Source organism: Prevotella sp. tc2-28 (genome assembly GCF_900107705.1).
Taxonomy (GTDB): Bacteria; Bacteroidota; Bacteroidia; order Bacteroidales; family Bacteroidaceae; genus Prevotella.
Genome location: NZ_FNRE01000013.1, coordinates 1 through 20,562 on the forward strand (window position 1 = coordinate 1; position 20,562 = coordinate 20,562).

Sequence of the window (20,562 nt, forward strand, 5' to 3'; positions counted from 1 at the left end):
CCTTACTAATTGCCCGATAGCTTTTGCCGCAGTCATCTTTTCAGGTGTTGGTAACGAATCGACATCTCTGGCTTGCTTGTGAAGATTGTCACCTATACGGTTAGGAGGACATGTGATGGGATTGGGTAATCATAATTACTCATTACTCATTACTAATTCCTAATTCGAAGATTTATCAGGTGGTTATTGCGGCGGGGTCCCACCTCTTCCCATTCCGAACAGAGAAGTTAAGCCCGCTTGCGCCGATGGTACTGCAATGCAATGCGGGAGAGTAGGAGGCCGCCACTTTTTTCCTTGAGCACCCTGTTTCAGCAATGAGACAGGGTGCTTTCTTGTTTCCATGCCCTAACTGTCGGGGATGTCGTAATAATTTCGTACCTTTGACATCTGTGATATCGAAGTTACTGCGTCTCGGCAATAAAAACAAGTAAATTTGTTTTGTATTGCTCTCGACTTTTTGTAACTTTGCATCCATGAGACGGTTGGTAGTATATCTATTTGGATTGCTGTTGGTGCTGATGGGATGCACCACGGCAGGCGAGCGGGCGCGGATGCGTGCAGGGCTCGACAGTATTAATGTACTCAACCGTACCGACCAGCCCTTTACCATGCAGGACGTGGAACCCCTCGTGCATTTCTTCGACGACCACGGCACCCCTAACGACCAGGTGTTAGCCCACTATCTCCTTGGCCGTGCCTACTATAAGCATGGCGAGGCTCCCATGGCTCTAAAGTGCTATCAGGATGCAGTGGAATTGGCCGATACCACCGCTGCTGACTGCGATTATAATCAGTTGAGTAGAGTCTATGGGCAGATGGCGAATATTTTCTATTATCAGGGATTATATAGACAGCAGATAGTCCATAGTAAACATGCTGAGAAGTTTGCTTGGAAAGGGAAAGACACGCTTGCTGCACTAATGTGTTACGAACAACAACGTTTTGCATATCAGAGATTGGAGATTATTGACTCTGCCATATTTATTACAGAAAATGTAGCACATCAATACAAAAAATATGGGTATTATAATCGCGCAGCAGTAGCACTTGGAACCAATGTCAGAGATTTGATAGAGAAAGGAGAATTTGCAAAAGCTAAGAGTTACATGAATCAATATGAGTCTAAGTCTGGCTATTTTGATTCTATGGGAAATATCGTACCTGGTCGTGAAATCTATTATAAGTCTAAAGGCCTTTACTATTTAAATACGAACGCCTTGGATTCTGCTGAATATTATTTCCGCAAGGAACTGCATGACGGTCGTGATTTTAACAACCAGAATGCGGCTGCAAAAGGATTAACAATGTTATATCAAAAGCGATATCGTCCAGATTCCATAGCTAAATATGCCGTTTATGCCTATGACATGAGTGACTCTTTATATGCTCAAAAAAACGTGAAAGAGGTTAAACGAATCCAGGCGATGTATGACTATAGCCGCCAACAAGAAATAGCCCGACAAGAAACAGAGAAGACCACCCAAGCAAATAGGATGCTCTTATTTAGCCTTATTGCCCTTTTAACCATATCTCTGATAGCATCATGGCTTTACTTCGCACGCGTACAATTAATAAAAAAACTTCAGCAGGTTTCTATAGAATTAACTGCTGCCAGAGAGGAATTGGCAGAACTCCAGCAAGACAGTTCAGTCAATCATCAGTCTATCATGGAGAAAGAAGAGAGAATAAAACAACTGGAACGTAAATTAGGCAAGTACGGCAAAATAGTCTATTTTGGAGCTGAAAAGATAGAAAACGACTTGCAATTATCTCCCAACTATCAAAAGATAAAAGATTTAGCTTATAAAGGACGAGAACTGCAACAACATGATTGGGATATTATATACCAACTGATAAACGAATATCTCCCAGGCTATCATGACTTTTTAACTTCAAAACTCAAGATAAATACTGCAGACTATCAAGTCTGCTTGTTACTTCGTCTACATTTCAAAGCTGGAGAGATTGCCAACATGCTCGGTGTGAGTCCTCCTTACATATCCAAAATTTGCACAACCATTTTTGCCGTTCTCTTCAACAAAAAGGGAAGTTCAAGAGAACTGGCAAAAGAATTAGCCAAAATAAATTAGGCACTTTGTGCTTAAGCCTTTCTAAATTTATAGCGGAAACATTCTGATTGTCAGCCACTTATATTTGGTTAACTTTTGGTTAATTCTTAATTCTGCTTTTTATTCCCTGTTTCACTTTTTTCTCATAATTTTGCCGTTACAATTTTATTTAATGAATTATGAGAAAAGTATTGTTTTTATTTTTATGTGCTTTCATGATGAGCACAAGTGTCTATGCGTGGGACATTATTCCTTTCACAGTAAGTATTGATGATGACGACATGCCAATAGGGAATGGCTACCCCAAAGCTCCTATGCAGGCACCTACTGTTTACATTGAGGATTATTCTCTTTCTTTTGTGGCAGATCATCCAGAGTATATCCTTAATATAAAGGATGAAGATGGTGAGGTGGTTTACTCTACTGTGGTTTATTCTACTTTGACACAGGTTACGTTGCCGTCAATTCTCTCTGGTGAATATGTCATCGAACTTAGAATGGGTTACTGGTTGTTCACTGGTTGGATAGAATTATAATCAATTATAACAACCCGATTCCGTGGAACGAATATGGCAAAGGATTTAATAACGGGTTTGGCATTGGCGGTTATAAGCATAACTGCCAATGCTCAGAATATCCAAGGTTCATACCAGCCGAAAGCTGACGGGCAGGTAAAGAAGCAGCAAGTGGAATACCTTGACACGAAGGTTACTGGTGAGAACATGGTATGGGACATCAGTACGATAGAGCTGCCAGATGCTGACTACACAGTGAGATATGAATTGGCAGTGCCAGATAGTAGCAGCGATATTGTGGCTGGCACGGAACAGCGTACCCGTTCCTATTATCGTTCAACAGTGGATTCCATCATGCTGTGCGGATACGAGAACAACCTGACCAAAGTACAATATGACCGTCCTGAATTGCTTTTGCACCTACCATTGAGGTTTGGTAACCGTCACGAAGGACTATTTCACGGAATTATGACCTATTGCGAGAAGATGTTCATGCGCATCTATGGCTCGTACCTGGTAGAGGTGGATGGAACGGGCGATTTGATTCTGCCTTCTGGTGATACTCTTCGTCACGTCAGCAGAGTACACATCCGTAAACTGACTGTACAACACCTCTATCCGCAAATCCAGACCGAGAAAGAACTGAAAATGTATGTGGACAGCGTAGCCCCATTTACCACGGACAGCATCCGTCAGCATCTGATTACAGACTCTTTGCAGACGGTGACCAACACCTACCGTTGGTATGCTACAGGCTACCGTCATCCTATATTGGAATGCACCTCCACCAGCCTGAAGGGCAGCAAGCCCTACTATTCAGCAACCTACTATTGCAGTCCGGAAGAGCAGAACCTGGTTAGTGACGAGGAAAACGAGCAAATACGCCATCTCTTAGCGGAAGCTGACAAAGCAGGAGACAACGGAAATCGGCAGGGTAACGGAAATGGCAGTCATGGCAATTTTTCCATTCAAAACTTAGACATCAACGTGAACGGCTCTTCCGTTATAGTCAACTATGATTTGGCGGAAGACGCAACGGTAAAAGCACTGGTGTGCAGTGTATCGGGTATAGTCTTTCGCCACAATGCCCAGTCAGGGCAGAAAGGCCAGATGCAGCAACTTACGGTTGATTGCAATGGTCTGCATCATGGTCAGTACGTGCTTTACCTGAATGTCAACGGACAGGTTTCCAGTCAAGTCATCAATCTATAAAGAACAAATATGAAGACACATCGTTTTTTATATTTTCTCATTCTCTTTCTGTTCTTATCACTCAACGGCAGAGCTCAGACGAGTCAGAAGGACACTATAACGGCAGATACACCTATAGATACACTGCCGGAAACTAGGTTAAGCCCCAATATTCCAATCGTAGCACCTTCAATCCCGACCTCTCCCCAGGCTCAGGCTTTCCAGCGGCTGGGTGATTTCACGGTAGAGAATGCGTATGGTATCCCCGACATCAGCATACCCTTATTTGAGATCAACCATCACGGCTACAAGATACCCATTGCGATGCGTTATGAGGCAAGACCGCTCAAGCAGGGATATAACTATGACGTCTATGGTCATGGCTGGGCATTGACAGGAAGCTCCTGTATCTCCAGGACTACCGAAACCGCCCCAGATGAACGGACAAACTTCCAGCTCAGCACCAATATGTTCGATTATCTGTATGATAGTAATGTGGCAAGTTCATTGTATCTTCACAATTTTCAGCACGACAGGTTTTCTGCCACGTTGCCCGACGGCTCCTCATTTACATTCTTTATCGATAACGACCAGTATCAGGGTTTCCGCTATATTGTCTCAGACGGCAGACAGGTGAAGATTACCTGTAACTATAACAGCAGTGACATCTACGGCTTTACCGTGATTGACGAGGCGGGTGTTAAATATGTTTTCGATGTCGCTGACCAAGCGATGGTGAGTGCTGTCAATCCGTTCAATATGTATAACGTAGCTTGGTATCTTGGGAGCATTACTCTCCCCAATTCCACCACTCCGATATATTTTTCCTACGGACCAACTATTGCCCAGTATAATACCGTGGGAATAAAGGAACCGCGTGTGAGCCTTATCCGTACGTATTATGCTGATGCTTCTTATTATACCACCAACCCTTTGTATGTGGATCTTAAGGAGAGCGACCCCCACACCAATTATAAAATGAAGTTACTTTCTGCCATCCATGCCGGAGGAACAACTGTCTATTTTGATTATGATAATAATAGCGGAGAGTCAGAGTATAACCATCTAAAACGGCTTACGCTCAGCGGAGGTCCTAGCCGTGAGTATAGTTTTTCTTATAATGAGCACTCAGTCAACGGCAATCCTGTATATAATCTGAAAAAGATGATTGTCAAAGGGGGTGCTAACTCGTCGGACTCTCTGGTGTATAAATTTGAGAATTACTCTGTTAGCAGTAACATGCAAGGTACCGACCATTGGGGCAATTGTAATTTTGACGGTCATAGCTACCCAAACTGTGCAAATATCAATTTCTATATAGAATGCGATGATGACATGACCGATAATGCCCTGAATCCCTCCGGCTTATTTAAACACATTGCCAAAGACCCGGGTGAACTCAATCCTTACCGTAAAATAAAGATGCAAGGACAGAACACCGTGTCTGAAATTCGTCAAGCTACAAGTCCTAACTACCATGGTGTCCTGAAATCGATAACCTATCCTAATGGTGGCAAGACCACTTTCTCGTTCGAGAATCACCGATTTGTCACTGCCACGGATGCCAATGGCAACTATGTAAAGGCAAAGAGACTGCGCAGAGTGATTGAAGGCGGCGGGTTCCGCATCAGGAGCATTACCAACTACACCGCAGACGGACAGGTTGCCGATGTCAAGGAATACCGTTACGGTCCCACTTTTCGTGAAGCCAATATCAATCAGCTGAACCTTCCAAACCTGACAAATAACAATTCGCTACAGCATATTGGCTTTGGCGAACCCGTTGTCGATCCCAACGTTCAGACCTATGCCGGCTATTCCAACTCCCAGTCTATCCCCAGTGATATCAGGCAAATGTTTTTAGGGGAACATCCCTATGGACAAAACACGTCATTTAATAATCCTTTTGAATCAGCGGGTTCATTAAGTTCGGCATGGCATTGGGAACTGCACTTCAGTCCATTGACATTCCGTAACCTTCTGCATGGCCGTGAGGCAGTCATCTATCCAGAGATTACCGTCTATCACGGTGACATTGGCTATTATGACGATCAGCCCGAGAATACTACAGGCAAGACTGTCTATAAGTTTGACATATACAGTCATCCGGATGGAGACTCGTGCTATGTTGAGCCTCTCAGATGGTATCAGAACGTGTATCTTTGTGAGGAAAGTCTGTACAAAAAAGACCTGCCAACCTCAAAAACTGTCTATGCCGCACAAGACGTTGCACCGGACGTACATTGGAAGAGCAAGAACCAAGAAACCTATAGTTATAATAAGGTATCTTCCTATATGTCTGACTATTTCTATCATGAGGCCTATTCACCAGGGTGGGAACCCGCCTATACTCATGTTTCAGAATACTATCTGAGTAAGGGGATGTCGATCTGTGATAAACGACAGTCTTCCAAGTATGTCTATACCTATACGGATAACGGAACCCACAATGAATATGAGTTGCTGACCTTTAATAACCGGCGTCAGGTGGTCACTCGTCAAGTCAGCAGTGACAGAAATAATGTTACGACTTACACGTATCCTGAGGTCAGTGGTGATTCCACTGACGTCGCAAGCCAGATGGCCTTGAACAACATGATTTCTCCTGTCCTGACCTGCAGAACCCAAGTCAATGACGTGATACAGCGTGATGCCGAGGGCTATAAGGTTGACTACAAAGAATATGAGTTTGGTAATCGGACACTCTTCCTCCCTTCCCGTATCTACGAACTGTCTTCCGGTTCTGTTCATACAGGCTTTGTACCGACCGATAGCGTTCTTGTGTATTCCTCTAACGGCAATCCGATTGAAGTCATGGACAGAAGTGGTGAGCATACTGTCTATCTCTGGGGTAACGGTGACAATCATGTGATAGCGGAAATCAAGAACACCACATTGAGTCAGGTGGAGAGTGCTGTCAATGCGGTATTCGGATGCAGCATACAGTCGCTGGCAAACATATATCCGACCCTCTCACAGCTTAACAGCCTGCGCCAGCATGCCAGTCTGGCCGGATCGCTCATATCCACATGGACCTATAGGACAAATGTGGGCATCACTTCTGCCACAGACCCTTCTGGTAAGACAATCTGCTACAGCTATGATGACCTTGACCGTCTGTGCGAGAAATACTATTATGAAGGCAATGTCGTTTCATCTGGGAATAAAAGGATTTTGGAACAATACACCTATCAAACCATTACACAATGAACATGAACATACATTATAGACTGTCTTATCTCCTGCTGACGCTTCTGTCCGTCAGCATACATGCACAGGATGCCAACTGGAGCTATGTCAAGACACGGACGATGACGAACGCGGTCGGTACTGCCTATCTTGACCGCATCAGCTACGACAACGGGCTGGGACAGGTTTATCAGGACGTACAGGCCGGTATCACCCCATCCCATAAGAACCTGGTGACGCTGCATGAGTACGATGCCTTCCGCCGTCCGGAGTATGTCTGGCTGCCAGGCATCTCCGAGTCCGCTTCCTGTCAGACAGTATCTGTCCTCAAGACCTCAAGCCGCTCGGTCAATGCCGACAACGACCCCTATACCCGCCATACCTACGAGCCCTCCCCGCTGGACTTCGCCACTAAGGAGGAGCTGCCCGGCACGGCCTGGCGACAGCAGTCGAAGAGCGTACGCCACTACCTGAACTCCAACCAGACCTCCGGCGACTATGGCGTGAAGCACACGCTGGGACTTGTCCCGCCGGGATCGGCCTGTTTCGTAAATGCAACCTATAATGCCAATGCCATGCTGGTCAACGAGATGGTTGACGAGGACGGCCTGCGCCATCTGTCGTTTGTCAACAAGGACGGACAAATCATCGCCGAGCGCAGGATAAAGGGGACTGAGAGACTGACTACCAACTATGCCTACGATCATGCGGGGAATCTTGTCATGGTGCTCCCTCCCGCGCTGTCGGACATGGTGGAAGGCAACTATTACCTTGCCCCCTCAGATGAAGAAGTAAAGCAGTATGGCTACGAATACCGCTATGACGGTCTGCACCACTGTATCTACAAGCGTCTGCCGGGGTGCGAGCCCGTCTATTATATCTACGACAAGGCAGGACGGCTCATCCTGTCGCAGGATGGTGTACAGCGCAGCAACAGCAGCAACCTGTGGAGCTTCAGCATCCCCGACGCCTTCGGGCGCACCGTGCTGACGGGGGAATGCAGCTATTCGGGCAACTACAGCACGGAGCCGCTCTTCAATACGGTGGTGAAGGCCACGCGGACTACGACGGGAGGCACCTATGGCTATACCGTCAGCGGCATCCAGCTCAGCAATGCCGTGGTGCATACCGTCAGCTACTACGATGACTACAGTTTCATCGGAACCAACAACATCCCCTCGGCACTTTCCTATGCCACACCGCCGGACAATGACTGCGGTACGCAGGGACTGGCTTCGCCCAAAGGGCTGCTGACAGGCAGCGTCACGGCACGGCTGACACCGGCGGGAGTCGTTGGCTATAATTACTCAGCCCTGTACTATGACGACCGCGGACGGGTGATACAGACCCGCAGCACTAACCATCTGGGTGGCTACGACTGCGTGTATACGGGCTATGACTTCACAGACCATGTGGTCAAGGAGTGCCACACCCATCAGGGAAATAACAATACCGTGACGACGGAGACCGTCACCAGCACCTACGACCATGCGGGACGGCTGCTGACCAAGACGCACAGGCTTAATAACGGCAGCGTGATAACCCTGCAGGCTAACCAGTATGACGAACTGGGACGGCTGGAGCACTGTACCCGCAACGGCAGCAATACGCTGAAGACGGACTATACCTACAACGTGCGCAGCTGGATGACAAGTATAGACAGTCCGCTGTTCAAGGAATACCTGTATTATCATACGTCGCACAACGGAAGTACGGCACAGTATGGTGGCAACATCTCGGCCATGGACTGGCAGACGGGCAGCCTGCTTCGGGGCTACACCTTCCAGTATGACAGTTTCTCCCGTCTGACACAGGCCAGCTACAAGGAGGGCGGTAATGCCAGCACGAAGTACGGCACCGCCTACAGCTATGACCGGATGGGCAATATGCTGACGATGGAACGCAGTGGCAGGCAGGACAACGGCAACTATGGGCTCATTGACGACGTCACCTTCACCTACGACGGCAACCAGATTGACAAGGCGGACGACGATTCCACGGACCCGACATACGCCGGAGCCTTCCACTTCCGGGACGGAGCCGATGAGGATACAGAGTACGAATACGACGAAAATGGCAACATGACGAAAGATTTAAATAAGAATATTTCGTCAATTCAATATAATTCGCTAAATTTGCCGACGAGTATCACATACTCCGACGGCAGGAGTGCCGCGTATATCTATGGTGCCGGTGGCAAGAAGCTGAGAGTCAGCTACAAGACGTCGCCTGTATCCACGGAGGTTCCGACGGACTACTGTGGCAACGTGATATACGAGAACAACGTATTGAAACAGATTCTTGTCGATGGCGGATATGTCACGTTCAGTGGCAGTACACCCGTGTACCATTTCTACCTGAAAGACCACCTTGGCAACAACCGCATCGTAGCCAGTGCCAGCGGTACGGCGGAGCAGGTGAACCACTACTATCCCTTCGGTGGCCTGATGGGAGAGAGCACCAATGGCGACACCCAGCGATTCAAGTACAACGGCAAGGAGCTCGACCGCATGCACGGCCTCGACTGGTACGACTATGGGGCAAGGCACTATGACGCTGCAAGGGGGTCCTTCACGAGCATCGACCCGCTGGCGGAGAAAGACTACAACATCAGTCCGTATACGTATTGCACGAATAACCCGATTAATGCATTTGATCCTGATGGTAGGAATCCTTTTATTGGCTTTGTCGTTGGAGCAGGTGTTGATTATGCAGCTCAAGTAATAGGTAATATTGCAAGTGGTAACACCTCATTTACCGAAGCATTTACCCATGATATTGATATGGGGAGTATTGCAGCAAGTGGCATGGTAGGTGCTGTATCTGGCGGAGCATCCTCTTTAAAAACAATAACAACAACTGCGAAAACATTCTCCACAATGATTAAAGTGGGAACTGACAAAAAAGGAAATTTAGATGTTCATGTAAGAGGAGGAAAGGAACTTGTTACTAATGCTACAGGAAATTTGGTGGGAAAAGGTGCCAATAGAATGTTAAATAAGATACCATCTCCTAAGATATCGTATGTTACAAAAAACCAAGTAAAAGCACAACTAAGAGCAGAAGGAGTTAAGAACGGTGGTATTAATTCAAAAGCAAGAAGTGTTGCTGCCCAGAAAAATTTAAGAGCAGACAAAGTAAATAAGCAAGTTGAAGCATCATTAAAGAAAACAAACGAATTGACATCCAAATCATTCGAAAATTATATTGTTAAGGAGAAAGATAATGGAAATTAAGAATGTCGCAATAGCCAAATTAATATATTTAATAGAGATTCTATTAGCAATCTCTGCTCCTATATTAATCTATAAAAACTGTGGTAAAACTTTACTGCTGAATAGTTCTTATGCAAAGGAGGTTCCTGCGAGAATCACAAAAAAAGTTGAGTCGACAAAACTATGGTCTAATAAAGGATACTATTGTTATGAATTCATACTTAGCAACAGGAGTTATGAAGGAACGACCTCCTTTACTTATGTCAACTGTGGTGATAGTGTTATCGTTAGATATTGGACATTTATGCCTTCTGTGAATGAATTGTATAACCCATTTATAAAAGACGATAGAAAGAGATGATAAATAAAAGAATAAGAGACATCATATTAATGGGTGTAGCTGCTATTCTATTCCCATGGTTCATTCTCTTTAATGTTACAAGTTGTATCAGATGGATTATCTTGGCAAATGCACATACAGAAAAGACGGAAGCCGTTATAGTTGGGTATGTTGCATACCCCAGAGCAGGCGGTTACGATCCGTATATGTTTGAGCTTAATGGCCATATTTATACGGGAAAAAAATTTAATGGACCTTCCGAGGTTGGCGATACTATTATCGTTGAATATTGGCCATTTATGCCAGAAGTGAATGCCGTATGGGGAACCCGATAAATGACGATGACATAGACATGAAACGACTTTTTTTTTATTTTTATAAGTTCCTGGAGACAAAGGGTATCAAGAATCCCTTTGGACTAAGCATCTCCTACCTGACGAGCCTATTCGTTGTCCCCTGGGTTTTGACGGCTGGTTTTATCAAGGAATGGAAGGGGCTAAGCGTTATGCAGACGGAAGTGCTTCTGCTGGGGGGTGTCGCATGCGGATTTGCAGGGCTGTATTATATGTTCAAGAAGAATGAAACGTATCTTATTAGATATAAATATAAGCACCGCAAACTTCTGACTGGCTGGAAAAAGGACTTGATACTGGCATCATTAGTCTGTTCTCTTTGTGTTGGCGCTTTCTTTTGTGTCCTTATTCACAAAGATGTCTTTCTAGACTTTTTTATCTATTGTTTCAGAATATCAACAATCTATTATTTTGGAGCATAATATGAAATTGTTAACAGAACAACGGATCATGGGGTCGGTTCTACTGATCATTTTTAGAGGATCAAATTTGTAAGTACGAAATATGTTATTACCTTTGCCTGTACAAAACAGCATAACAGAAACAGGAATGGCACGACAGATAAGAAAGAAGAGCGGAACGGGAATCTACCACGTGATGTTGCGTGGTATCAATCGACAAGACATCTTTGAGGATGAACGGGATTATCAACAGATGGTTTCCATACTCAGAGGGTTGATAGACAGGTGTGACGAACACAAGGTTCAGCTTCCGTCTCTTTGTACGTTCTATGCATATTGCCTGATGAGCAACCATGTTCATCTGTTGATACAGGAACGTGAAGAGAATATAAGCGATGTAGTAAAGATAATAGGAGTGACATATGCTCATTACTTCAACAAGAAGTACGAACGAAACGGCCATTTGTTCCAGGACCGATTCAGAAGTGAGCCAGTTAACACTATAGAATATTTCGTCACCCTACTCAGATATATTCACCAAAACCCATTGAAAGCGGGTATGGTGGAGAAGATAGAAGATTATCCCTGGAGCAGTTGGAGGGAGTATATTACTGAAAGCAGTACAGATACTTTCTGTTCAACAAAAGCGGTGTTTTCCAGAATCCCCCGTGAGGATCTGAAAGAATTGGTGTGTATGCCCTTAGAGGAATGTGATCAGATTTTGGATATTGACGCTGACGACTGCAAGTCTGTCAGTGACAGTGATGCGGATCATGGGGTCGGTTCTATTGATCACACGATGATATATCTTCTGCTAATGAAAGAGGAATTGACTCGTATCTTGTCACTCCCAATGGGAATTTAAAAAAATATGATCCCAAAACAGGAAAAATAAAGACGATTAGCAGTGATATTCCAAGTGATAAAAATGCTGGTGATAGAAGAGCAAATAATATAGATCCAGAAAAAGAGAGTGAACTCATTCAGTTTATTAATCGCATATTGTCTTATTTAAAATGATTTTTATGAAACGTTATCTGATAATAGCATTTCTGTTTATACTGTTCGTGTTTTCTATATACATATCTTTTTGGGTAGGCTATTGCTATGCAGGTCTATATCCAGAAGAAATAGTCCCTAAGGAGGAAAACCCTTTCTGTTGTCACACCATAACAGAGGATGATATAGTTTCGCTTTCAACAGCTAAACAGTTTTCTGGAAGGATGATGTATTCCTGTAATTATGATCCAAGTGATAGAGTTGTCATTCCCAATGAAACTCTTGCTGTAAAGATGGGCATGTTACTGTTAGAATCCCTATACGGTAAGGATGTATATGAAGAAAAACCTTATTACGTTGCATTATTGGATAGTGTATGGGTTGTGGAAACCTCTATACCAATTCCACCACCTCCCTCAAAAGAAGATAGTGTGAAATTGGGAACAGATATGGAATTTGCACCCTTGAGATTTGGAGGTGTGGGGCATGTCGAGATTAACAAACACAATGGAAAAGTATATACCATATATCATACTAAATAAAAAAAAACAATCAGTCAACAACGGATCATGGGCGGATCATGGGGTCGGTTCTACTGATCATTTTAGAGAATAAAATTTGTAAATATCGAAATATGTTATTATCTTTTACAAAAACAATATGAGCCCTTAAGATAATTTGCAAAAAGTGTCGGGATGTGAAGGAAAATAAGTATCTTTGCAACCGACAACATATAAAAAGAAAAAGCAACCGCAGCTTTTGTTAGTCTCCCGAACGGCAAATTCAATTAGACTTCATAGAAGCGATGGCTGCCTGCTCACGACTCCTACAACGGAGACGTGGGCTTTTGGCAGTAGCAGCATCTATGAAAGGTTTGCCTACCTGGGAGCTTGCTGTGACCCCAAATTAACCCGCCCACGTCTTCCGTTGTTTTCTCTCTCGCCTTACGGCGTATTATATGTGTTTACTATCAATAATTAAACGGAAAACGTAAATATGGAATTCAACGACGACGAAATAGTCGCATTACTAAACCGTCTGCCTGAGAAGCTGCACCAGGCAGACAGTAACAACCAAGGCAGCACAGTCATCAATATCTATGGAAAAGGCAGTCTCCACGTGGATCATGTGGACAACCAGAACTTCTATGGCGACGCATGTCCCAAAGCGAAGAAAGAGAAAAGGAACGAAGACACACCCACCCTACCATTATCCTCGGAACTGAGTACACTTGAAGCAATAAAGCAAAGCATTATATTGCTCATGGAAGAACGTTATGAGGATAAACTACTATTCAATCGGCAAGCCCATTGGCAAGCAATCTACCGTATATTGGTGGATAAGGGCTATTGTCGGGAATCAGACTTTGACGGCTTCGATGCCTTCATTCGGCGGGTGATGCCTGAGGAGGTGAACAAACCGTATAAGAAGGAGTCGGTGAAACAAATTAGCAAGACAGATTTCGCCCTTCCATTTGACCGTTGGCATTATGACCCGCAGACCTCTACGACTCGCAAACCGTACGATCGTATGGTAGCAGTTACCGGTCGCTTTAAAGAGATTTTGGAACAAAAAGGACTGTAAAGAACAAAAAAAGACCTATTTATTTGGAAGTTTCAAAAATAATGTCTATCTTTGCAGTAGAAAAACAACAGGGCTTCAGAATACCGCGTCGGATTGCAGTTTCGGAGGGAAGGGTTCAGAGGTCCTGTTCTTTGTTTACATAAGGTATGTTGTCTGATATGCTGTGAACTAGATACTCTCCCCAAATACTTTCGTTTATAATAATCCAACTGTCACTGTCTGCTATTATTGTCTTGAAAAGGTGACTGGCCATAATGTAGTCTCTTCCTTTGGGGTCGGGAACAGCATCAATATACTCTGCATCATTTAGTAGTTCGGGAAGTCTCAACAAAGCTTCATTCTTTTCCGAATAATGCCTATGAGGTTGATTCAACCATTCTTTGATACCTGACATATTGATATATATATCATGAGGGAAATAAGGATGCGAAAGCACTTGTCCTACTAATAGAGTTTTTGCTTCCTCTTTTATTTCCTTTCTGCGTTTCTTCATTTCCGCAGTTATCAATATGTTTGTTTTTTCCATACAGCCTGCAAAATTACTAAAAACTATCTGAATAGACAAATATTTTTCCCTCACGTTTTCCCCCACGCTTTCACTTTCCCCCCACGTTTTCATTCAACACTGATTGTTTTGCAAAATACTAGTGAATTGTCTATCTTTGCGCCGCAAAACCTAAGGATTAAACTTATGGAGGAAGAAACGCCCAAGAAGACGAAAAAGGACACGAAAGGTCCTAAGGAACACAAGAAGAACTGGCAGGAACAGATGGCGACGGTGGCTGACATCCGGGCATTTCTGGACGAGCGCATCCTGCTGCGCCATAATGTGGTGACAGGGCGCGTGGAGTGCTGTTGGCCGACGGAGTATCCCGACGACCCTCCGTCGGCATGGGAGCCGATTACCGACCGGGCGGTGAACTCGCTGTGGTCGGAGATGTCGAAACAAAAAACGGTGCGTGTGCAGGACATGCAGCGCGTGATAGAGTCGGACTATGTTGCCGACTTCGACCCATTCCGCTTCTACCTGACGCGCCTGCCGCCGTGGAACGACGACAAGGACGACTATATCATGGAACTGGCGATGTCGGTCGTGGTGAAGGGTGGTGCGGAGGAACAGCTGCTGTTCTGCCAGTGTCTGAAGAAATGGCTGGTGGGTATGGTGGCAGGGTGGATTGACGCACAGGTGGTGAACAACGTGATACTGGTCTTAATCGGTGCGCAGGGCTTGTACAAGACGACGTGGTTCTCCTACCTGTTGCCGCCCGAGCTGCGCCCTTACTTCCGCATCAAGACGAACGCCAGCCGCATGACGAAAGACGACCTGCTGTCGCTGACACAGTACGGGCTGCTATGCTATGAGGAGCTGGACACCATGACGTCGCGCGAGCTGAACGAGTTGAAGTCGGTGGTGACGATGCCCTCTGTCGACGAGCGCCCTGCCTACGGCCGCTACCATGAGCACCGACGGCACCTTGCCTCGTTCTGCGGCACGGGCAATAACATGCAGTTTCTCTCCGACGCCACGGGAAACCGGCGGTGGCTGCCCTTTGAAGTGGACAGCATCTCCAGTCCGCGCCAGTTCCCCCTGAACTATGCCGGCATCTATGCTCAGGCATACCGCCTGTATCGTGACGGTTTCCAATATTGGTTCTCACAGGCAGAGATCCAGCGGCTCAGCACGCACAATGAGCAGTTTGAGACGCCGCGCCTGGAGACGGAGCTGGTAGACATCTATTTCCGCAAGCCCCATGAGCATGAATCAGGAGAGTTCATGCCGACCAGCCGTGCCCTGCAGCTAATCGGTGGCAACACGACGCAGAAGCTAAGCCCCGTCATGGTGGGGCGTGCCTTTGTCGAGCTGGGCTTTACGCCCCGGCGCTTAGCCCATACGCGCGGCTACGTGGTGGTGCAGCGGTCAGGCATGGAAATCAAGGAGCGTATGCAGGCATTAGCCGTGACGGATGACAGATGACGGATGGGAAACGGGAAACTCCATGCGTACCGCGCGCATGCGGTACGCGTAATAATTCCAATTATCTATCTGTCATCCGTCATCTGTCATCTTAAAGGTAAAAAAGTAAAAAGCATGATAGAAGAACGTAGATATAGCAAACGGGAGCTGGCGCGCCTCTACTGGCCAGAGACGCAGAACATCAAGTCGGCGCTGAAGAACCTGCGCCAAGACATCAAGGGCTGTCCTGAACTGGTGGAGGCGCTGTCGCACACCCATTGGAACATCAACCGCCATTCTTATTCTGCGGAGCAAGTACGGTTGATTGTGAAGTTTCTTTGTGAGCCGTAGGGGGGGCGGATTGCAGCCATTAATACTTACATTTGCGGAGATTAATACTTACACTTGCGCCCATTAATACTTACACTTGCGGAGATTAATACTTGCAAAAAGGGCTTCCTCAGACGACAGAACTAACTTATTATTAACTTTTTAAAAACAACAGTTATGGCAATTAAAGTGATCTGACAGCCATCAGTTCAACGGTGTTGGTACAGTCATGCGCACAATAACCCTCATCGTGATTCATTGTTCGGCAGTAAAGCCCGACCAGCAGTCGTCAGCCGCCCAGATAGATACGTGGCATCGCCAGCGAGGTTTCCACCTCGGCATCGGCTACCACTACGTCATCCGTCGTAACGGAGTCATTGAGGCAGGCAGACCAGAATGGATGGTGGGTGCCCACTGCCAACATCACAACCAGCACTCGATAGGCATCTGCTACGAGGGAGGGCTGGACATCCGAGGAGCTTCGTTTATTTCTACTGTTAGATTTCTTAAAATTTACACACCTAATTCTGAGATATTAAACAACTAACACGTATTTTTTACACTAAATATAGAGATGATTTTTTAATTTTGCACTCAGAAATCAAATGAAGACGCATATATATTATTCAACGCATAAACCATTAAATGAGGAGAAGAATTCTCCAGAACAGTCAACGCAGAAATTAAATAATCTGCGTTGATGTTTTTTATAATTGTTTTGTTATTTGAAGAATAATAATTATCTTTGCATGCGTTAGTACCATACATCGAAAGCTAAAACTAAAAGGGCATGAATAAGAATAGTGAATTAAACCACGGAAGACGAGATTTCTTACGACGTCTAGGATTAGGTGCTGGAACTGCGGTTGCGATGACAATAATGGATCCGTTACAGGTGTTTGCTCAGGAGCAACATAGTTCTAGTGATACTCCTAATCGTATGACCTATCGTGTTCAGCATGGTTCTGGTGAGCAGATATCATTGTTAGGCTTTGGTATGATGCGACTACCGAGGAGTCAGGATGAAGTGAATGAGTTGGTTGACTATGCCATCAATCATGGCGTGAACTATTTCGATACTGCTCCAATGTATATGGGTGGACTCTCGGAGGTGCTGACAGGTGAGGCATTAAGCCGACATCCGCGTGAAAAATATTATGTAGCCACGAAAATGTCTAATCAGAATCGAAGATTGTGGAGCTTTAGTGAATCGAAACGATTGTATGAGCAATCGTTCGAACGGCTGAAAGTAGACAAGATAGACTATTATCTGTTGCATAGCATAGGCGGTGGAGGAATGGACACATTAAGAGGCCGCTTTTTGGATAATGGTGTGTTGGATTTCCTGATGAAGGAGCGTGAAGCTGGTAGAATCAGGCATCTTGGTTTCTCCTATCATGGTGATGTCAGGGTGTTCGATTGGTTGTTAGACCGTCAGAAAGAATACCATTGGGATTTTGTACAGATACAGATGAATTTCTTGGACTGGCGCCATGCATCAAGTGGACGTCGTGGGGATGCCGATGCAGAATACCTCTATAATAAATGTGACAAGACAGGTGTTCAGTGTGTTGTTATGGAGCCTCTCCGTGGAGGTGCTTTTGGAAGAATGGCCAGCGAGTTAGCAAGCCAGTTACAGGCGGTACGCCCAGGCGATAGTACGGCGCGTTGGGCTTTTAGGTGGGTTGGATCACATCCGAACATCCTGACAACGCTTAGTGGTATGAATCGTATGGATCATCTTAAGGATAATTTACAGACCTTTTCTCCATTGGAAACTTGCACGGAGATAGAGAATAGGCTTTTGGCCGATATCGCAGACCAAATGGCAGGATTCCCGACAATTCCTTGCACAACATGTGGCTATTGTATGCCATGTCCCTATGGCGTGGATATCCCTGGCAACTTTGCCTTTTATAATGATGCTGTTAATGAGCATGTGTTGCCATTACCTGGCAAGGAATCACATGACTACGCAACCCGAAAGCAACAATTTTCCGACGGTCTTCGCAAAGCGCTTCCCGACATACAGAAATGGGCGCGTAGTTGTCAGGACTGTGAGGAATGCTTGCCGAAGTGTCCCCAGCAAATTCGTATACCAAACCAAATGTCCCGTATCGTCGAAATATTGCGTAAAAGGTAAGTAAAATGGTGAGACGGAGCATAAAAGTTTGGTAGATTAAATATAAATTCCTACCTTTGCGGACATGAAACGATTCATGATGATTGCGCTGGGGCTGATCTTGAGCTTAGTAGCCTTAGCTGGAAAGAGAATGGAGATAAAAGACTTGACCAGCAGCAAATTCCAAGCTGCATCAATAGGTCGTGTAAGACCGCTTGCTGATGGAGAGACGTATGCACGAATGGGGGAGGGGGCTAAACGTATAGAAGTTTACTCTTTCAAGACGGGGAAACAGATTGGTGTACTGTTAGATGTTGACGATATCAAGGATGATCGGGTTGCAAGTATAGAAGGTTTTGAGGTCAGTCCTCAAGGAAAGTATTTACTTATTCAAACTAATACTCAACCCATCTATCGCCACTCAAAGACCGCCACCTATTATATATATAGTGTGGCAGACCATCGATTGGCGCCGTTGTCAGATATAGGCGACCAACAGACACCCTTGTTCTCGCCGGATGGTAAGTATATAGCCTTTGTGCGAGATAATGATATCTATCTGAAAAACTATCTGAATGCTCTTGAGGAAACTCGTGTGACGACAGACGGGCGACGTAATGAAGTCATCAACGGCATACCTGATTGGGTAAATGAGGAAGAATTTGGCAACGACCGTGCGATGGTCTTTACAGCTGATGGTCGCTATGTGGTCTGGGTTCGTTATGATGAAACAGCTGTAAAGCAATACTCGATGCCCCTGTTTAAAGGACTTCGTCCAGAACGAAAGGAGTTTGCTGACTATCCAGGCTTCTACACCTATAAATATCCGATAGCTGGCGAGCAAAACTCTATGGTGACGGTATGGAGCTACGATGTAATAACCCATACTAAAAGGCAGTTGCAAGTTCCATTGGATAGAGACGGCTATATCCCTCGCATCCTCATGACAAGCGATGCAGGAAAAGTGGCTATTTATACAATGAATCGCCATCAAGATTGTTTACGCATTTATATGGCTAATCCTGCAACGGGGCAAGTTCAGCTGACGATTGAGGAGAAGGTAGACAAATACGTGCGCGAGGAAGCCATGAGCAATATCCAACTGACTAAGCACCATATCTTACTACCCAGTGACCGTAATGGTTACATGCATCTGTACCTTTATGATCTTAACGGAAAACTCATCCGACAGATAGAAGATGGAACCTATGAGGTCAGCGAAGTCTATGGATACGATGAGAAGAGTGGCGACACTTTCTATGCATCGCACGAAAAAGGTGCTACAGAGCAACAAGTGTGGGTGGCCCATAAAAGCGGAAAGCGTGAGTGTCTTACAAAGAAAGCAGGATGGAATACAGCTTTGTTCAGTGTGAATTTTCAGTTTTTTATCAATGGCTGGAGTGACTTGAATACACCTCCGCTTTATACGCTCTGCAATCGTAAGGGTGTGGTACTGGAGACGCTGATTGATAATCATGAGTTATCCGACAGATGGAAAGAATATGACTCAGGAAAACGAGAACTGTTCACATTAACCACAGCCGATGGCGTGCAATTGAATGGCTGGATGGTAAAGCCTTATGATTTTAATCCGGCGAAGCGTTATCCTGTGATAATGTACCAATATGGAGGTCCTGGCAACCAGCAAGTCAAAAATGCATGGGATATCGGTCAAGCCCGTTGCGGTGCATTGTTGGAACAATACCTATGTCAACAAGGCTTCCTGTGTGTATGTGTAGACAATCGAGGCACAGGTGGGCGAGGTGCTGACTTCGAAAAATGCACCTATCTGAGATTAGGCCAGCTAGAATCACATGATCAAGTGGAAACTGCCATTTGGTTAGGTCAACAGACCTTTGTCGATAAAGACCATATTGCCATCTGGGGATGGTCATTTGGAGGTTTTAATACGTTGATGTCGCTTTCTGAGGGGCGTGGCGTATTCCGTTGTGGCATAGCCATTGCCCCGCCTACTTCTTGGCGATATTATGACACCATCTATACCGAGCGCTATATGCGTACTCCCCAAGAAAATGCTTCGGGATATGATGATAGTCCTCTTACAAGAGTGGAAAAGTTGAGTGGAGCTCTGTTGATATGTCATGGAATGGCTGATGACAACGTACATTTTCGTAATACGTCAGAGTACACAGAAGCTCTAGTTCAGGCAGACAAAGACTTCAGTCAACTAGTATATACTAATCGTAATCATGGCATATACGGTGGAAATACGCGCCTTCATCTTTATCGCCAATGTATCCAGTTTTTCGAACGGGAACTGAAAAAATAGCATGATTACG

General features: G+C 45.2%; 16 protein-coding genes and 1 rRNA gene. 16 read left to right on the forward strand and 1 reads right to left on the reverse strand.

The features are described 5' to 3' along the window. Positions 1-175 precede the first annotated feature (175 nt). From rrf to BLU47_RS11275, 11 genes are all read left to right on the forward strand, one after another. Positions 176-288: ribosomal RNA gene (gene rrf, locus BLU47_RS11220) — 5S ribosomal RNA — on the forward strand. 185 nt (positions 289-473) lie between these two features. Further along, a complete protein-coding gene (locus tag BLU47_RS11225; protein ID WP_091962619.1) occupies positions 474-2,090 on the forward strand; it encodes a hypothetical protein in 1,617 nt (538 codons plus the stop codon). A gap of 158 nt (positions 2,091-2,248) precedes the next feature. After that, positions 2,249-2,605: a hypothetical protein gene (locus BLU47_RS11230; RefSeq protein ID WP_091962622.1), complete on the forward strand. Its 357-nt coding sequence runs from the start codon at positions 2,249-2,251 to the stop codon at positions 2,603-2,605. 33 nt (positions 2,606-2,638) lie between these two features. Then, a complete protein-coding gene (locus tag BLU47_RS11235; RefSeq protein WP_091962625.1) occupies positions 2,639-3,796 on the forward strand; it encodes a hypothetical protein in 1,158 nt (385 codons plus the stop codon). A 9-nt stretch (positions 3,797-3,805) separates the two neighbouring features. Continuing rightward, a complete protein-coding gene (locus BLU47_RS11240) occupies positions 3,806-6,985 on the forward strand; it encodes a hypothetical protein (RefSeq protein ID WP_091962627.1) in 3,180 nt (1,059 codons plus the stop codon). Beyond that, positions 6,982-10,200 carry a DUF6443 domain-containing protein gene (locus BLU47_RS11245; protein ID WP_091962630.1) on the forward strand — a complete coding sequence of 1,073 codons (3,219 nt, stop codon included), beginning with the start codon at positions 6,982-6,984 and terminating at the stop codon, positions 10,198-10,200. The genes BLU47_RS11240 and BLU47_RS11245 overlap by 4 nt, the downstream gene beginning before the upstream one ends. Continuing rightward, complete coding sequence (locus tag BLU47_RS11250; RefSeq protein WP_091962633.1) at positions 10,190-10,540, forward strand: hypothetical protein; 351 nt, start codon at positions 10,190-10,192, stop codon at positions 10,538-10,540. Before BLU47_RS11245 ends, BLU47_RS11250 begins: the two co-directional genes overlap by 11 nt. Beyond that, positions 10,537-10,854, forward strand: coding sequence for a hypothetical protein (locus BLU47_RS11255; RefSeq protein WP_091962635.1), 318 nt, complete (start codon positions 10,537-10,539; stop codon positions 10,852-10,854). Before BLU47_RS11250 ends, BLU47_RS11255 begins: the two co-directional genes overlap by 4 nt. Before the next feature lie 567 nt (positions 10,855-11,421). Further along, entirely contained in the window at positions 11,422-12,138 is a 717-nt protein-coding gene (locus BLU47_RS11265) for a transposase (RefSeq protein WP_176780565.1), read from the forward strand. Positions 12,139-12,298: 160 nt separating this feature from the next. Next, on the forward strand, positions 12,299-12,814 hold the full coding sequence (locus BLU47_RS11270; RefSeq protein WP_176780566.1) for an NTF2 fold immunity protein: 516 nt from the start codon (positions 12,299-12,301) through the stop codon (positions 12,812-12,814). A gap of 454 nt (positions 12,815-13,268) precedes the next feature. After that, on the forward strand, positions 13,269-13,856 hold the full coding sequence (locus tag BLU47_RS11275) for a hypothetical protein (RefSeq protein ID WP_091962646.1): 588 nt from the start codon (positions 13,269-13,271) through the stop codon (positions 13,854-13,856). Positions 13,857-13,971: 115 nt separating this feature from the next. Here BLU47_RS11275 and BLU47_RS11280 read toward each other — a convergent pair whose 3' ends face one another. Further along, positions 13,972-14,475 (reverse strand): LPD3 domain-containing protein, encoded by a 504-nt coding sequence (locus BLU47_RS11280; RefSeq protein WP_091962648.1) that lies wholly within the window; start codon positions 14,473-14,475, stop codon positions 13,972-13,974. 72 nt (positions 14,476-14,547) lie between these two features. Between BLU47_RS11280 and BLU47_RS11285 the strand changes: the two genes are divergently transcribed. The 5 genes from BLU47_RS11285 to BLU47_RS11305 all read left to right on the forward strand — a co-directional run bounded on the left by BLU47_RS11285 (position 14,548) and on the right by BLU47_RS11305 (position 20,552). After that, positions 14,548-15,831, forward strand: a complete 1,284-nt coding sequence (locus BLU47_RS11285) for a VapE domain-containing protein (RefSeq protein ID WP_091962651.1) — start codon at positions 14,548-14,550, stop codon at positions 15,829-15,831. Between the two features lie 114 nt (positions 15,832-15,945). Further along, positions 15,946-16,161 carry a DUF4248 domain-containing protein gene (locus BLU47_RS11290; RefSeq protein WP_176780567.1) on the forward strand — a complete coding sequence of 72 codons (216 nt, stop codon included), beginning with the start codon at positions 15,946-15,948 and terminating at the stop codon, positions 16,159-16,161. A 208-nt stretch (positions 16,162-16,369) separates the two neighbouring features. Next, positions 16,370-16,687 (forward strand): N-acetylmuramoyl-L-alanine amidase, encoded by a 318-nt coding sequence (locus tag BLU47_RS11295; protein ID WP_091962656.1) that lies wholly within the window; start codon positions 16,370-16,372, stop codon positions 16,685-16,687. Positions 16,688-17,020: 333 nt separating this feature from the next. Beyond that, complete coding sequence (locus BLU47_RS11300; protein ID WP_255402172.1) at positions 17,021-18,283, forward strand: aldo/keto reductase; 1,263 nt, start codon at positions 17,021-17,023, stop codon at positions 18,281-18,283. Positions 18,284-18,347: 64 nt separating this feature from the next. Next, positions 18,348-20,552 (forward strand): S9 family peptidase, encoded by a 2,205-nt coding sequence (locus tag BLU47_RS11305; RefSeq protein WP_091962661.1) that lies wholly within the window; start codon positions 18,348-18,350, stop codon positions 20,550-20,552. The last annotated feature ends 10 nt before the right edge of the window (positions 20,553-20,562 follow it).